General features: G+C 51.2%; 17 protein-coding genes. 15 read left to right on the forward strand and 2 right to left on the reverse strand.

The window, feature by feature from the left end; translation table 11 throughout:
- Positions 1 to 26 precede the first annotated feature (26 nt).
- The 5 genes from PUT07_RS12550 (at position 27) to PUT07_RS12570 (ending at position 6,711) form a co-directional block, all read left to right on the forward strand.
- Complete coding sequence (locus PUT07_RS12550; protein WP_274468375.1) at positions 27 to 1,589, forward strand: ABC-F family ATP-binding cassette domain-containing protein; 1,563 nt, start codon at positions 27 to 29, stop codon at positions 1,587 to 1,589.
- A 13-nt stretch (positions 1,590 to 1,602) separates the two neighbouring features.
- On the forward strand, positions 1,603 to 1,893 hold the full coding sequence (locus PUT07_RS12555; RefSeq protein WP_274468376.1) for a Dabb family protein: 291 nt from the start codon (positions 1,603 to 1,605) through the stop codon (positions 1,891 to 1,893).
- A gap of 180 nt (positions 1,894 to 2,073) precedes the next feature.
- On the forward strand, positions 2,074 to 3,096 hold the full coding sequence (locus tag PUT07_RS12560; protein WP_379239786.1) for a M42 family metallopeptidase: 1,023 nt from the start codon (positions 2,074 to 2,076) through the stop codon (positions 3,094 to 3,096).
- Positions 3,093 to 5,060 (forward strand): ABC-F family ATP-binding cassette domain-containing protein, encoded by a 1,968-nt coding sequence (locus PUT07_RS12565; RefSeq protein WP_274468378.1) that lies wholly within the window; start codon positions 3,093 to 3,095, stop codon positions 5,058 to 5,060. Before PUT07_RS12560 ends, PUT07_RS12565 begins: the two co-directional genes overlap by 4 nt.
- A 37-nt stretch (positions 5,061 to 5,097) precedes the next feature.
- The gene (locus tag PUT07_RS12570; RefSeq protein WP_274468379.1) at positions 5,098 to 6,711 is read left to right on the forward strand and encodes an ABC-F family ATP-binding cassette domain-containing protein; all 1,614 of its coding nucleotides are present in this window, start codon (positions 5,098 to 5,100) and stop codon (positions 6,709 to 6,711) included.
- A 50-nt stretch (positions 6,712 to 6,761) separates the two neighbouring features.
- Here the strand turns inward: PUT07_RS12570 and PUT07_RS12575 are convergent, their stop codons facing one another.
- Entirely contained in the window at positions 6,762 to 6,974 is a 213-nt protein-coding gene (locus PUT07_RS12575; RefSeq protein WP_274468380.1) for a hypothetical protein, read from the reverse strand.
- A gap of 73 nt (positions 6,975 to 7,047) precedes the next feature.
- Here PUT07_RS12575 and PUT07_RS12580 point away from each other — a divergent pair, with 73 nt between their 5' ends.
- Genes PUT07_RS12580 through kapB form a run of 3 tightly spaced genes read left to right on the forward strand, consistent with a single transcriptional unit; the run spans position 7,048 to position 8,296 of the window.
- The gene (locus PUT07_RS12580; RefSeq protein ID WP_274468381.1) at positions 7,048 to 7,566 is read left to right on the forward strand and encodes a hypothetical protein; all 519 of its coding nucleotides are present in this window, start codon (positions 7,048 to 7,050) and stop codon (positions 7,564 to 7,566) included.
- Between the two features lies 1 nt (position 7,567).
- Positions 7,568 to 7,885 (forward strand): thioredoxin family protein, encoded by a 318-nt coding sequence (locus PUT07_RS12585; protein ID WP_274468382.1) that lies wholly within the window; start codon positions 7,568 to 7,570, stop codon positions 7,883 to 7,885.
- Between the two features lie 21 nt (positions 7,886 to 7,906).
- Positions 7,907 to 8,296 carry a sporulation phosphorelay system protein KapB gene (kapB, locus tag PUT07_RS12590; protein ID WP_274468383.1) on the forward strand — a complete coding sequence of 130 codons (390 nt, stop codon included), beginning with the start codon at positions 7,907 to 7,909 and terminating at the stop codon, positions 8,294 to 8,296.
- Here the strand turns inward: kapB and PUT07_RS12595 are convergent.
- Entirely contained in the window at positions 8,293 to 8,514 is a 222-nt protein-coding gene (locus PUT07_RS12595; RefSeq protein ID WP_274468384.1) for a hypothetical protein, read from the reverse strand. The two genes, kapB and PUT07_RS12595, sit on opposite strands and share 4 nt — an antisense overlap.
- Positions 8,515 to 8,823: 309 nt before the next feature.
- Between PUT07_RS12595 and PUT07_RS12600 the strand changes: the two genes are divergently transcribed.
- The 7 genes from PUT07_RS12600 (at position 8,824) to PUT07_RS12630 (ending at position 13,373) form a co-directional block, all read left to right on the forward strand.
- The gene (locus tag PUT07_RS12600) at positions 8,824 to 9,900 is read left to right on the forward strand and encodes a Gfo/Idh/MocA family protein (protein WP_274468385.1); all 1,077 of its coding nucleotides are present in this window, start codon (positions 8,824 to 8,826) and stop codon (positions 9,898 to 9,900) included.
- Positions 9,901 to 9,916: 16 nt separating this feature from the next.
- A complete protein-coding gene (locus tag PUT07_RS12605) occupies positions 9,917 to 10,552 on the forward strand; it encodes a trimeric intracellular cation channel family protein (RefSeq protein WP_274468386.1) in 636 nt (211 codons plus the stop codon).
- Between the two features lie 50 nt (positions 10,553 to 10,602).
- A complete protein-coding gene (locus PUT07_RS12610; protein ID WP_274468387.1) occupies positions 10,603 to 11,082 on the forward strand; it encodes a hypothetical protein in 480 nt (159 codons plus the stop codon).
- Positions 11,083 to 11,203: 121 nt separating this feature from the next.
- Complete coding sequence (locus tag PUT07_RS12615; RefSeq protein WP_274468388.1) at positions 11,204 to 11,365, forward strand: hypothetical protein; 162 nt, start codon at positions 11,204 to 11,206, stop codon at positions 11,363 to 11,365.
- 24 nt (positions 11,366 to 11,389) lie between these two features.
- Entirely contained in the window at positions 11,390 to 12,094 is a 705-nt protein-coding gene (locus PUT07_RS12620) for a YhcN/YlaJ family sporulation lipoprotein (protein WP_274468389.1), read from the forward strand.
- Between the two features lie 105 nt (positions 12,095 to 12,199).
- The gene (locus tag PUT07_RS12625; RefSeq protein ID WP_274468390.1) at positions 12,200 to 12,412 is read left to right on the forward strand and encodes a hypothetical protein; all 213 of its coding nucleotides are present in this window, start codon (positions 12,200 to 12,202) and stop codon (positions 12,410 to 12,412) included.
- Positions 12,413 to 12,485: 73 nt separating this feature from the next.
- Positions 12,486 to 13,373: an ATP-binding protein gene (locus PUT07_RS12630; protein WP_274468391.1), complete on the forward strand. Its 888-nt coding sequence runs from the start codon at positions 12,486 to 12,488 to the stop codon at positions 13,371 to 13,373.
- The last annotated feature ends 10 nt before the right edge of the window (positions 13,374 to 13,383 follow it).

Genomic DNA, 13,383 nt, shown 5'->3' on the forward strand with positions numbered 1-13,383 from the left:
GATAGACAGGAGTTTTAAATTACCCAATGAGTCTTTTGACGATAGAAGATTTAAGCCACAGCTTCGGCGATCGTACATTGTTTAAGAATGTTTCGTTTCGGCTGCTGGCAGGCGAACGCGTAGGTATAGTAGGAGCTAACGGTGTGGGGAAATCCACATTGATGAATATATTGACCGGCAAACTTTTGAAGGACACGGGTAAGGTCGAATGGACGCCTCGGGTCAAATACGGCTATTTGGATCAGCATTCGGTGCTAGCTCAAGGGAAAACGATTCGCGACATATTGCGGGACGCTTTTCTGCCGCTGTTTGAGGAAGAGCAAGCGCTGATGGCGATCACCGACAAAATGGCGGATGCTTCTCCCGAAGAGCTGGATATTCTTTTGGAGCAAATGGGAGAAATTCAGGAGAAACTGGATATCGGCGGATTCTATATGCTCGATGTGAAGATTGAAGAGATGGCAAACGGTCTAGGACTAAATGCAATCGGTTTGGACCGTGACGTAACCTCGCTTAGCGGCGGCCAGCGGACCAAGGTGCTTTTGGCCAAGCTGCTTCTGGAGAAGCCGACTGTCTTGCTGTTGGACGAGCCTACGAACTATTTGGACGTCGAACATATTGAGTGGCTGAAGATGTATCTCAAGGATTATCCGTTTGCGTTCATGCTGATTTCTCACGACACGGAATTCATGAACGAAGTTGTGAATGTCATCTATCATTTGGAGTTTACGAAGTTGACACGCTATACGGCCAATTACGAGAAATTCCTGGATATGGCGGAAATGAACAAAACGCAGCATTTGGATGCTTACGAGAAGCAGCAGGAGTATATCAAGAAGCAGGAGGACTTTATTGCCCGCAATAAAGCGCGAGCTTCAACCTCGACGCGTGCGAAAAGCCGTCAGAAGCAGCTGGAGAAGATCGACCGGATCGAACGTCCGGAGACGGCCATGAAGCCAACGTTCAACTTCAAGGAATCACGAACTAGTGGTAGAATAGTATTTGAAGCGCAAGATTTGGAGATTGGCTACGACCGCCCGCTGCTGCCGAAGATGAACGTGACCATTGAACGCGGCGAGAAAATTGCAATCGTCGGCTGCAACGGCGTCGGGAAATCGACACTGCTCAAAACGATCCTCGGCAAAATCGAGCCGTTTGGCGGCAAGACGTATCAAGGCGATTATTTGAGTCCTGCCTATTTCGAGCAGGAGGTCAAAGCGCCGAATATGACGCCGATCGACGATGTGTGGAACGAGTTCTCGCATATGACGCAGAACGAAGTCAGAGGCGCGCTGGCCAGATGCGGCTTGAAGAACGAGCACATCACCCGCGCTATGAGCATGCTAAGCGGCGGCGAGCAGGCCAAAGTGCGGCTGTGCAAGCTGCTGATGCGCGAGAGCAATTGGCTCTTGTTCGACGAGCCGACCAACCATTTGGACGTAGTCGCCAAGGAAGAGCTGCAACGAGCATTGATGGCGTATAAAGGCACCGTCCTGCTTGTTTGCCATGAGCCCGATTTCTACGAAGGCTGGGTAAGCCGCGTGTGGAACGTCGAAGAATGGTCGGCCAAAGCCGAAATAACCAATTAGGGGGAAATGTCCAATGTTAACGCATGTTGTATTTTTTAAGTTGAAAGATCGCAGCCCGGAGGCTATTGAAGTTACGAAAGCCGTTCTTACGAATATGGAAGGTAAAATTCCGGTTTTGCGTCATATCGAAGTCGGCACCGACGTCCTTCACTCGGAGCGTTCTTACGATATCGCGTTAATCACGAGGTTCGATTCTTTAGAGGATCTCAAAGTGTACGACACGCACCCCGTACATGAAGAAGTGAAGGCGCACATGAGAACGGTTCTGGATGGAACGTCCCTATGTGTCGACTTTGAAAGCTGATTCCGTTTGAAAAACATCCAGGAACAGTGTAGTATCCTTAGGAGGGGAAGCTTAACGGCTGTACTGTAAGCTTCCTTCGCTTTCCTGGGCTGCACTGTTTTTGTGTGTTTACAAGGAAGCCTATCTATTATGAAGAAAAGGGAGGAATCCCGAGTGAAGTCGAAATTAAATAAAGCTTATATGACGGACATACTCGAGATGCTGCTGCGTACGCCGAGCCCGACTGGCTATACGCATCACATTATGAAAAAAGTAGAGCAAGAAGTGAATAAGCTAGGTTACGAGCTTACATATACGAACAAAGGCTGCGGCATCGTGACGATTCCCGGCACGCGCAATGATCGCGCTATCGGCATTTCCGCACATGTGGATACGCTGGGTGCAATGGTACGTTCGATTAAGGAGAACGGCACGCTCAAAATCACCTCTTTAGGCGGTTTCATGATGGGCGCGATCGAGAATGAGTATGTGCAAATCCATACTCGCGACGGGCGCGTATTTGACGGAACCATTCTGACTTCAAGGCCTTCGGTGCACGTGTATGAAGATGCCAGAGAGTTCAAACGCGACGAAGCCAACATGGAAGTCCGCATCGATGAGCTCGTGAAGAACAAGAAGGACGTTCAAGATTTGGGCATTCGAGTCGGCGACTACATCTCATTCGATCCGCGGGTCGTCGTGAAGGAGAACGGCTATGTGAAATCGCGCCACCTGGACGACAAAGCGAGCGTTGCCGCTCTCTTCGGACTGCTTAAGCTGATCAAGGAGGAGGGAATGCAGCCGCTGTTTACGACGAAGCTGTTCTTCTCCAATTATGAGGAAGTCGGACACGGCTCAGCCTTCATACCGGAAGATATTACGGACTTCATTGCGGTCGATATGGGCGCGTTGGGCGACGATTTGAGCGGCAGCGAACGCGACGTTTCGATCTGTGCCAAAGATTCATCCGGCCCTTATGATTATCAGATGACGTCCCGAATGATCGAGCTGGCCGAGAAGCTGGAAATCGGATACGCCGTCGATATTTATCCAAGATACGGCTCCGACGCTTCTGCAGCGCTGCGAGGCGGGCGTGATATTCGCGCTGCGCTCGTCGGTCCCGGCGTGCATGCGTCACACAGCATGGAGCGCACGCATATGGATGCTGTAGTCAACACAGGAGCGCTTCTTGCCGCTTACCTGATGGAGCCTGTGCAAGCATGAATATTTTGAGCGCAGTTAATATAACCAAAACATTCGGCGACAAAGTGTTGTTCGATGACATCACGTTCACAGTGAACGAGAAGCAGCGCATCGGTCTCATCGGCGTGAACGGCACAGGCAAATCCACGCTGCTGAAGCTGCTGGCGGGATTGGAAACCGCGGATCGCGGCAAGCTCGTGCACGCGAACCATTTCCGGGTGGAATACTTGCCGCAGAACCCGGAGTTCGATCCGAACTCCACGGTGCTTGAGCAAGTATTCCACGGCGATACGCCGCTCATGAAGACGCTTCGCGACTATGAGCTGTCGCTTTCCGAGCTGGAGCAGGATCCCTCCAGCGAGAAAAAGCAGGCGCGGCTGTTCGCAGCCCAGTCGCGCATGGATGAGCAAGGTGCCTGGGAAGCCAGCACCTTGGCCAAAACCGTGCTGATGAAGCTAGGCATCCGCGAGTTCGACAAGGCCGTCGGCGAGCTGTCCGGCGGTCAGCGCAAACGCGTCGCCATGGCGCGCGTGCTCATTCAGCCCGCCGACCTGCTCATTCTCGATGAGCCGACGAACCATATCGATAACGAGACCGCCATCTGGCTCGAGGATTTCTTAAGCAAGTGGCGCGGCGCACTGCTGCTCGTTACGCATGACCGCTACTTCCTGGAGCGGGTGACGAACCGCATCCTGGAGCTGGACGGGGGCAGGATCTACAGCTACGAGGGCAACTACGAGGCGTTCCTCGAGAAGAAGGCGGAGCGGATGGAATCCCAAGCCGCCAGCGAGGATAAGCGGCAGAACCTGCTGCGCCGCGAGCTTGCATGGCTGCGGCGCGGCGCGAAGGCGCGCACGACGAAGCAGAAGGCGCGCGTGCAGCGCGCCGAGGAGCTGCGGGACCGCAAGGTGGACGGTCCTGCGGAGAAGCTGGACATGGCGCTGGCCGGCAGCCGCCTCGGGAAAAAGGTGATGGAGCTAGAAGACGTCACCAAAGCGTTCCCGGGCGGGAAGACGCTGCTGAGCGGCTTCAGCTACATCGTGATGCCGAAGGACCGCCTCGGCATCATCGGACCGAACGGCAGCGGCAAATCGACGCTGCTGAACATGCTGGCCGGGCGCATCCTGCCCGACAGCGGCACGATCGAGACCGGCCAAACGGTGAAGCTGGCGTACTACACGCAGGAAAACACCGAGATGGACGAGAAGATGCGCGTCATCGACTACATCAAGGAAGCGGCCGAAGTAATCCGCACGTCCGATGGGGAAGCCATCTCCGCTTCGCAAATGCTGGAGCGTTTCCTGTTTTCCCCGAATCTGCAATGGTCGCCGATCGGCAAGCTCTCCGGCGGAGAACGCCGCAGGCTGTATTTGCTGCGGACACTCATGGGCGAACCGAACGTTCTGCTTCTCGATGAGCCGACGAACGATTTGGATATCCAAACCTTGACCATACTGGAAGATTACCTGGACCAATTCCCGGGGGCTGTCATAACCGTATCCCATGACCGGTACTTTTTGGACCGGACGGTCACGCATTTGTTCGCGTTTGACGGGAATGGACGGATCGAACCGTATACGGGCAATTACTCCGAGTATTTGGAAGAGAAACAGCAGCAGGAAGAGGCGGAGCAAGCACGCAGGGAATTGGTGAAGCAAGCGAGCAGCAACGCTGGCAGCAGCGGAGCCAAACAAGCCGCCCAGAACCAGAACCAAGCGTCCGGCGCCCCGGCCGGCTCTAACCGACCGAAGAAGCTTTCGTTCAAAGAGCAGAAGGAATGGGACGAGATCGAAGGGACGATCGCAGCGCTGGAAGAGAAAACCGCCAGCTTGAAAGCGGGAATTGAAGCGGCGGGCAGCGACTTTGACAAGGTTAGAGATCTGTATGAACAAGAGCAGCAAGTCAACGCCGATTTGGAAGCAGCAATGGAAAGATGGACTTATTTATCCGAGTTGGTAGAAGAAATAGAGCGAAATAAGTTATGATAGAAGAAACTATAATAAAGGCAGGTAAGTATTCCACATGATTACAGTGAATAACGTGACGCTTCGTTACGGCAAAAGAGCCCTTTTCGAAGACGCCAACATTAAATTTACACCGGGCAACTGCTACGGTCTCATCGGTGCGAACGGTGCGGGGAAATCGACGTTTCTGAAAATTCTCTCCGGCGAAATCGAGCCGAATACCGGCGAAGTATCCATCACTCCGGGCGAGAGAATGGCAGTTCTGAAACAAAACCATTATGAGTTCGATGAAATTGAAGTGTTAAAAACGGTCGTCATGGGGCATGCCCGTTTGTTCCAAATTATGCAAGAAAAGGATGCGCTTTACGCAAAAGAGGATTTCTCCGAAGAAGACGGCATGAAAGCCGCCGAGCTCGAAGGTGAATTCCAGGACCTGGACGGCTGGCAGGCTGAATCCGATGCCGCCGAGCTTCTGATCGGTCTAGGCATCCCGACCTCCATGCACGATATGAAAATGAAAGACCTCGACGGCAATGAGAAAGTCCGTGTTCTCTTGGCGCAGGCGTTGTTCGGCAACCCGAACATCCTGCTGCTCGATGAGCCTACCAACCATTTGAACTTGGAGTCCATCCGCTGGCTGGAAAACTTCCTTGCCCGTTTTGAAGGCACTGTCATTGTTGTATCCCATGATCGTCACTTCTTGAACCAAGTGTGTACGCACATTGCGGATATCGACTTCGGTAAAATTCAAATGTATGTCGGTAACTATGACTTCTGGTATGAATCCAGCCAATTGGCGCTTCGCCTCGCCAGAGACGCTAATAAGAAAACAGAAGAAAAGCGTAAAGAGCTGGAAGCCTTTATCGCACGATTTAGCGCGAACGCATCCAAGTCCAAGCAAGCGACTTCCCGTAAGAAACAGCTCGAGAAGCTCACGCTTGAAGATATTAGACCGTCCAGCCGTAAATATCCGTTCATTCACTTTAAGGCAGAACGTGAAGCCGGCAAGCAATTACTTGCTGTTGAGAATCTGTCCAAAACTATTGATGGCGTAAAAGTGTTGAACAACCTTTCGTTCACGATTAACAAAGGCGATAAAGTAGCTTTCGTCGGACCGGACGGCATTGCCAAAACGACGCTGTTCAAAATTTTGATGGGCGAGCTGGAAGCGGACGAAGGCACATACACATGGGGCGTTACGACTTCTCAAGCTTATTTCCCGAAAGACAGCCAGGACTATTTCAATTCCGACTTGAACCTGGTCGATTGGCTGCGCCAATACTCCAAAGATCCGGACGAATCGTTCCTTCGCGGATTCTTGGGCCGCATGCTGTTCTCCGGCGAAGAAGCGCTCAAGAAAGCGAATGTCCTTTCCGGAGGCGAGAAAGTTCGCTGCATGTTCTCCAAAATGATGCTCAGCGGTTCCAACGTGCTCATTCTGGATGAGCCGACGAACCACTTGGACCTCGAGTCCATTACGGCGCTGAACAACGGGCTCGTTGATTTCGACGGCACGATCCTGTTCGTTTCCCATGACCATCAGTTCATCCAAACGATCGCAACCCGCATTATGGAGATTACACCGAAAGGTCTGATCGACAAAATGTTGACCTACGACGAGTACCTGGACAGCGATGAAGTGAAAAAACAACGCGAAGCCCAATACGCGTAAAAATGAAAAGCGCCCTGAAGATGAACTCTCAGGGCGCTTTTGTTTAACGACTAGCTGCCGCCGGTGCGACGGCGTTGATTGTTGACTTTTTTAGTCATTTGGCTTTTCGCGGTTTGATTCGTGTTTCCGGCTTGTTTGGGATTTGCGCGCGCTGCGGCTTGATCAGCTTTCTTCTGGGCTAGCTTTTGCTTAATGGCATCGGCTAGGCTTACTTTCTTAGGGCCCTGTTGTTCGGCCTGCACATCTTGAGGCTTGTCTGACATCGAAACACCTTCTTTACACGTGATATACTTTTAGTATAATCGAATCAAACCAAAGATGAAAGAAGGTGTGAACATGTTTGACCCAACCATCTATGACAATATCAAGGTCGTCCTGGAAGGCGCTGTGTATGACGTAGATCTGGAAGGCCGAATATTAATTACACGCCGTGAAGATCTTGTTGATCTATCGTCGATGTCACGTACGTATGCCATTGAATTCGCCCGAAAGATCGACAAACCGAGCAAAGCGGAAATCAACCTGCATGTGCATCTGAGTGATTTGGCTGCGGAAATCCTGGAAAACCCTACGGCGAAGCCCGGCTGCACGCTGACCATTAAGCTGTACACCAAAGTGACTAGCCCTGAAGCGGAGTGCCGCCATCTCGAGGAGCAATTGGGGCGCATATGGGAGCATCGACCGCAAATATCGCAGCAGCTATCGTACACCTATGGCAAAGTTCCGGTTGTGTACCGTAACCAAATCACGTTATCGTTCGGACGCAAAATCGATGAAAGCCATTTGGATGATTTTCCGCATTTGATCGATTATGCAGTGGAAAGCCTGGTTTGGCTGGACGAAAGAGGGAGTTAGGATGAAGGAGCTTTCCCAACAGCAATTGCAAGACAAATACCAAGAGCAAACGGAAAGCTTTGCGGTCTTTCTATTTACGCCGTTTTGCGGCACATGCCAAGTGACGGAGCGGATGTTGGACATTATAATGACGATGCAGCCCGGATTGCCGCTGTACAAAAGCAATATTAATTTTCTACCGCAAATCAGCCGTGAATGGCAAATTACGAGTGTCCCTTGTATCGTTATCGTTGAGAGGGGCAAGGAGAAACAAATGCTGTACCGGATGCAATCCGTGGACGAGCTATATCGTAAATTGCTGCCGCTATGCAGCAAGTAAAATGAAGGAGGTTGTTCAGGAATGAGCGCTTTTCAAATCGGTGATCGTGTGATCGCAGAATACAAAACCGGGGTGTACTACGGTGAGGTTGTTGAAATGTCGAGTACGATGAAGGCGGCAGTGCGGATCTTGGCCGTGAAGGAGCATCCGACACAAGGGGATTTGCACAATCCGATGGACCCGACAGTGGCTTTCTTTCATCAGAGAAGAGCCTTGTCCAATCAGGAAATTGCCTTAATGCCGATATCGACGATTCGTGCGTATGCAGGAGTTGTTCCGGAGTATCAAGATTCGCTGAAGAGAGCGCTTTTGGCGCAAATCTCTAAGCTGTCGGAAATGGAAGCATGGGCCCGACGCTCTCTGCAGGAGCTTCACCAGTTACAGCAGGAATATTTCCCGCAATCGAATTAAGAAACTTCCAAATACAATTTCGTTCCGTCGTTATATTTGAATATGGCGACATCACCAATGATCTCAATCATCGAGATCATTTTTAATTTTTTGCGAAATTCGAAGTGCAGTTCAAATTCCTTCAGCTTACTGTTCAACAGCTCCATATGGGAGCTGCGATGTGTGAAATTCAGCACAGGAATGGATTTGTTTTTGAATCGAATCGTTATCGCTTGCATATTAAGCCCTCCTTCACGTTTTCCATCCGGAAAACGAACCTTGTAAGCATGGCGCATACAACTGGTCTACAAATTTAGGATACATTTCAAATGTTAGTTATGTTCAAGACAAACTATTAAGAAAGTTTTAGTATTTTATTATATGTCAAGAATAGCGATAGAGGGCTAGTTCCTGAAATAATCTTTTGAATAAATTTGGAAGCCCAAGCTGTATAAGCCATCCGGACCGGAAGATTGGCGGTTGCGGGGAAAGATAAGCACATTTATAATAAGAAAGATTGTAATCTAACATGTTCTGGGGGAATTAGAATGACAGCGGGAAAACCAATCCGTATCGGGATTATCGGTTCCGGAAACATCGGAAATGTACATATGGAAACATTGAAGAAAGTGCCGGAAGCAGAGATTGCCGCGGTAACGGACGTATACTTGCCGTTGGCTGAATCCAGAGCCAAACAGCATAACATTGAACGCGTATATGAGAGCTCGGACAAGCTGCTGGCCGATCCAAGCATCGACGCGGTTGTAATTGCCGTATCTAACGAATGGCATGCTCCTATTGCGATTCAAGCGTTAGAGGCAGGCAAGCATGTCATGCTGGAGAAACCGATGGCACTCAATCTGGAATCAGCCAGACGCATCGTCGAAGCGGAGCGCAAAGCGGGTAAAGTGCTCATGATTCCTCATCAGCTCCGTTGGGAAGCGTTGTCGCAATCGGTGAAACAGCAAGTTGAGAAAGGCGCCCTCGGCAGCATTTATCATGCCAAGGCAGGCTGGTTGAGACGCAAAGGCATTCCAGGCTGGGGAACCTGGTTTACTCAAATGGATAAATCCGGCGGCGGACCACTGATCGACCTTGGCGTGCATATGCTGGATCTCTCCCTGTATTTGATGGGGAATCCGAAGCCGGTATCGGTCTATGGTGCGACGTATGCGGAATTCGGTCCGCGCAAGAAAGGCATCGGAACCTGGGGTACGCCGAACTGGGACGGCAAATATGATGTGGAGGACTTGGCGACTGCGCTGATCAAGCTGGAGAACGGGGCAACCCTGTCGCTGGATGTGAGCTGGGCGGCGCTCATCGAAACCGACAGCCAACCCTACGTGCAGCTGCTCGGCTCCGAGGGCGGCGCGTCGATTCGCGGCACGAAAGGGAAGCTGCTTGCGGAAGTTTTCGACCGTGAAGCCGATGTGACCTTAACCGTTCCCGAAACGGACGAAGGTTCCCGCGTTCGCATGATGAAGCACTTCGTGTCGTGCATTCAAAATGGCCAGCAGCCGATTACTTCCGTCATGACCGGTTATACGAACAATCTCATTCTGGATGCGATTTACACATCCTCGCAAACCGGCAACGAAGTGAAATTGAACTGGGACATCGAGTAGACGGGAGCTGCAGCAAGTGAACTGGGAGTTATTCAGTATCATCGGGACGATCGCCTTCGCCGTGAGCGGAGCGATCGTTGCGATGGAAGAAGAGTATGATATTCTTGGGGTCTACGTATTGGGGCTCGTCACAGCCTTCGGCGGCGGGGTCATTCGTAATTTGTTGATTGGCAAACCGATCGTACTGCTGTGGGAGCAAGGCTTGTATTTTCAAATCGCCTTATTCGCGATGACGCTTGTCTTTCTGATGCCTGTGCGTTTCATCCGCGTCTGGAAAACCTGGGAAGCGTTCTTCGATGCGATCGGCTTGGCGGCGTTCTCCATTCAAGGCGCTCTCTACGCAACGAATATGGGGCACCCGCTAAGCGCCGTCATCGTCGCAGCCGTGCTTACGGGGATCGGCGGCGGTATGGTCCGCGACGTGCTGGCGGGGCGCAAACCGCTCGTACTCAAGGACGAGATCTATGCGGTATGGGGGATGCTCGCAGGCGCATTGGTCGGTCTGGGCTGGTCGCAAGGCGCATGGCAGCTATCCGTGCTATTCGCACTTATAGTTATATTAAGAATGTTATCCGTGTTTTATAAATGGAAGCTGCCCAAACGCTCTTTGCGTAATGTCGTCGTGCCATCGTCACGCAGATCCGATTCATAGTCGATGTTCTTTTCCATATTCATGGAGTAGAGAGAAAGGAGGAGTGCGCAATGGAAACATCGTTGACACAGGAGCACAAAATTTCCGCCGAAACGATCGCCGCGCGCATCGTCTCGGTCAAAGAGCTGCTGCAAACGGAGCTCGATCTGTATGAAGTGGCCAAGGATACAGAAACCGGTGAGCATTATTTGCACTATGCGTATATGCACCGTGATTTCACGAACACCGGTGAGCCGGAATCGTTTCATTATTTGCTGCCGATCGACAGCGATGATGTACTGGGAATGATTTTCGGGGAGCAGGGGTATGCCTATCCCGAATTTTGGCGCAAACCGTTTCTGCGCAACGGACCGGAAGGGTTCTATATTTGGTTCGATCCCTCGCACGAAATCCAGCATTCGGAGGATGAAGCGATTGCCGCTGACCTGCTGAGCAAGCTGAGAGCATTCAAAGAGAGCGGTTCGGCGGATCCCGAAGCCGTGCGTAAACTGCTTGAAGATTTGGACGCGACCCGCAAGAAAGATGAATAGAAGGTAAGGAAGCCTGCATGGCCGATGATTCGGCGGCAGGCTTTTTTTGTTTAGTAAAAATGGGGATAAATGCCCATATTAACACTACTGGCGAAAAGTAAGAGAGGAGGTTATTACGGAGATGAGCATTGACTCGTACCAATACGCAAATTTGTCCCCTCACGAGAGCTTGTTGGAGGATTTGCGGAGCCTGGAGTCACGGATGAAAGATGAGTTGGGCCGCGAGGTCGCTTTGATTGCCTATGAGAAGGAAGAGAGAGCTGGTCAACAGCAGCAAGAATGAAGGAGAGAAGGGGGTAATCACGTAATGAATAAGAAAATGGTTCACATCGTCATGTCCGTAGCGCTCATGAGCATCGCGGCCGGCTGTACGGCTGCCTCCCCGAACAATCATGGCGGCGCAAGCTCCGCTAATCCGAATGCCGGGACATGGGATACGGGACTGAGAAACAATGAAGATGCATCGCTAGGCGCCAAGAGCATCAATCAAGGGCCGCTGCCTTCCATGCAGCCGCCCACGCTTGACAATGTTAAAGCGCATACGAACACGCATTTGACGATGAGCCGGGATTTGGCGGATGGCATTATCCAAGCCGCGCATCTCGGTCCCGCGGCCGTCGCCATAACGGATAACAACATTTATGTTGCCGTGGATATGGGGGGCATGCAGGCGATGAGCGCCGACGATGGCATCAAAATGCTTAGCAAAACGAACGATCCGGAGAATGAAGCGGGCTTGTTCGGGTCCGGTGTGGGGTCGTCGATGGATTGGCTCTCGGCCAAACCGCTGCCGGCGGAAAGTGCGAATGCCATTAGGAATACGCTGACACGCATCTATCCCGATGCCAACATTTTCATCTCTACGAATCCGCATTTTGTCAACAGAATGATGTATTATGACGGCCAACAGTTGAAAAACAAAAAGATGGACACGTACATGAATGAGTTTAATACGATGATCCAGTATGCGTTCCCGAGCTATTCGACTGGCCAAAAAGGAATGCTGCCTTAAAGGATAAGAAGGATTAGCCGCAGACCGTTACGTTCTCCCTCAGCGCCCTGCTGAGGGTTTTGTCGTTATCACGATGGAACACGTGTTTAAGGGGGAGCAGGAATCATGAGCAACAAATACAAAGTCAGAGCCTACTGCAGTTCGCGTCAATGCGACTATGTGCATCAGGAAGATGTTGTTCGGGCTATCAATAGCGAGACCTCTTATGCTTTGGCCTTATCCTATAACGAAGCGCAGATGAAGCCGAGCTGTCCGAAATGCGGAGAAGCGATGGCTTTCTATGCCCATTCGATCATTGACGAGCCTTGGCTGCCTTGACAGGCTTGACAACCAAAGCTTTCCTGATGAATAGTAAGAAGATCAACAAATCAGGAGAGGAACATCAACTCGTATGATTACCGCATCATTACCGCAAGCAATAAGAGAGAAGTTGGAGCAGAATAGAAGGCTCAGACAACCGGGGACTGCGCCTGAGGATGTGAGGCTGATTGGCACCGCATCGTTCGAAGCACCGAATGAAGATATTTTGAGCGATACGGTAATTGCTCTGTTTCTGGGTAAGAACGTATTGCTGAAAGGTCCGACCGGATCGGGAAAAACGAAGCTGGCCGAGCATGTTTCCGCACTGTTCGAGCTCCCGATGCAATCCGTGAATTGCTCCACCGATTTGGATGCGGAAGCGCTCCTCGGGTTTAAGACGCTGACTCATGACGAGCAGGGACGCACGGAAATCGCGTTCATCCCGGGACCGATTATGAAAGCGATGACGAAAGGTCACCTCTTGTACATCGATGAAATCAATATGGCAAAGCCGGAAACGCTGTCGCTGATCAACGGGGTTCTCGATTACCGCAGATCGGTTACGAATCCGTTTACGGGTGAAGTGATTACCGCACACCCCGAATTCAGAGTCGTAGCTGCCATCAACGAAGGGTATATGGGGACCGTGCCGCTCAATGAAGCGCTGAAAAACAGGTTCGTCACCGTGGATGTTCCATATCTGCAAGGAGATTCGTTATTTCGCCTGTTGAAAAGCAAATCCATGCTTCAAGACGATAAGCTGCTCAGAACCTATGTACAGCTGTCATCGGATCTATTGACGCTGATTGAAATGGGACAATTGCCGGATGAAGCCGGATCTGTTCGAGCGCTGCTCGATGCATGCGACCTTACGGCTTATATTCCTCCAATGCGAGCGGTAACGAGAGCGATTGCCGATAAATTGGAGGACGAAAGGGAACGTGCTGCCGTGCTTAATGCGGCAGAAACGTTGTTCTAAGCGATGTTTG

Source organism: Paenibacillus sp. MAHUQ-63 (assembly GCF_028765165.1).
Lineage (GTDB): Bacteria > Bacillota > Bacilli > Paenibacillales > NBRC-103111 > Paenibacillus_E.

What these genes read in the sequence shown, in the direction of transcription:
- PUT07_RS12570 (WP_274468379.1), top strand. Translation starts at nt 5,098, where the DNA reads ATGATTACAGTGAATAACGTGACGCTTCGTTACGGCAAAAGAGCCCTT.
- PUT07_RS12580 (WP_274468381.1), top strand. Translation starts at nt 7,048, where the DNA reads ATGTTTGACCCAACCATCTATGACAATATCAAGGTCGTCCTGGAAGGC.
- PUT07_RS12620 (WP_274468389.1), top strand. Translation starts at nt 11,390, where the DNA reads ATGAATAAGAAAATGGTTCACATCGTCATGTCCGTAGCGCTCATGAGC.
- PUT07_RS12555 (WP_274468376.1), top strand. Translation starts at nt 1,603, where the DNA reads ATGTTAACGCATGTTGTATTTTTTAAGTTGAAAGATCGCAGCCCGGAG.
- PUT07_RS12575 (WP_274468380.1), bottom strand. Translation starts at nt 6,974, where the DNA reads ATGTCAGACAAGCCTCAAGATGTGCAGGCCGAACAACAGGGCCCTAAG.
- PUT07_RS12550 (WP_274468375.1), top strand. Translation starts at nt 27, where the DNA reads ATGAGTCTTTTGACGATAGAAGATTTAAGCCACAGCTTCGGCGATCGT.
- PUT07_RS12565 (WP_274468378.1), top strand. Translation starts at nt 3,093, where the DNA reads ATGAATATTTTGAGCGCAGTTAATATAACCAAAACATTCGGCGACAAA.
- PUT07_RS12625 (WP_274468390.1), top strand. Translation starts at nt 12,200, where the DNA reads ATGAGCAACAAATACAAAGTCAGAGCCTACTGCAGTTCGCGTCAATGC.
- kapB (WP_274468383.1), top strand. Translation starts at nt 7,907, where the DNA reads ATGAGCGCTTTTCAAATCGGTGATCGTGTGATCGCAGAATACAAAACC.
- PUT07_RS12595 (WP_274468384.1), bottom strand. Translation starts at nt 8,514, where the DNA reads ATGCAAGCGATAACGATTCGATTCAAAAACAAATCCATTCCTGTGCTG.
- PUT07_RS12610 (WP_274468387.1), top strand. Translation starts at nt 10,603, where the DNA reads ATGGAAACATCGTTGACACAGGAGCACAAAATTTCCGCCGAAACGATC.
- PUT07_RS12560 (WP_379239786.1), top strand. Translation starts at nt 2,074, where the DNA reads ATGACGGACATACTCGAGATGCTGCTGCGTACGCCGAGCCCGACTGGC.
- PUT07_RS12585 (WP_274468382.1), top strand. Translation starts at nt 7,568, where the DNA reads ATGAAGGAGCTTTCCCAACAGCAATTGCAAGACAAATACCAAGAGCAA.
- PUT07_RS12600 (WP_274468385.1), top strand. Translation starts at nt 8,824, where the DNA reads ATGACAGCGGGAAAACCAATCCGTATCGGGATTATCGGTTCCGGAAAC.
- PUT07_RS12615 (WP_274468388.1), top strand. Translation starts at nt 11,204, where the DNA reads ATGAGCATTGACTCGTACCAATACGCAAATTTGTCCCCTCACGAGAGC.
- PUT07_RS12630 (WP_274468391.1), top strand. Translation starts at nt 12,486, where the DNA reads ATGATTACCGCATCATTACCGCAAGCAATAAGAGAGAAGTTGGAGCAG.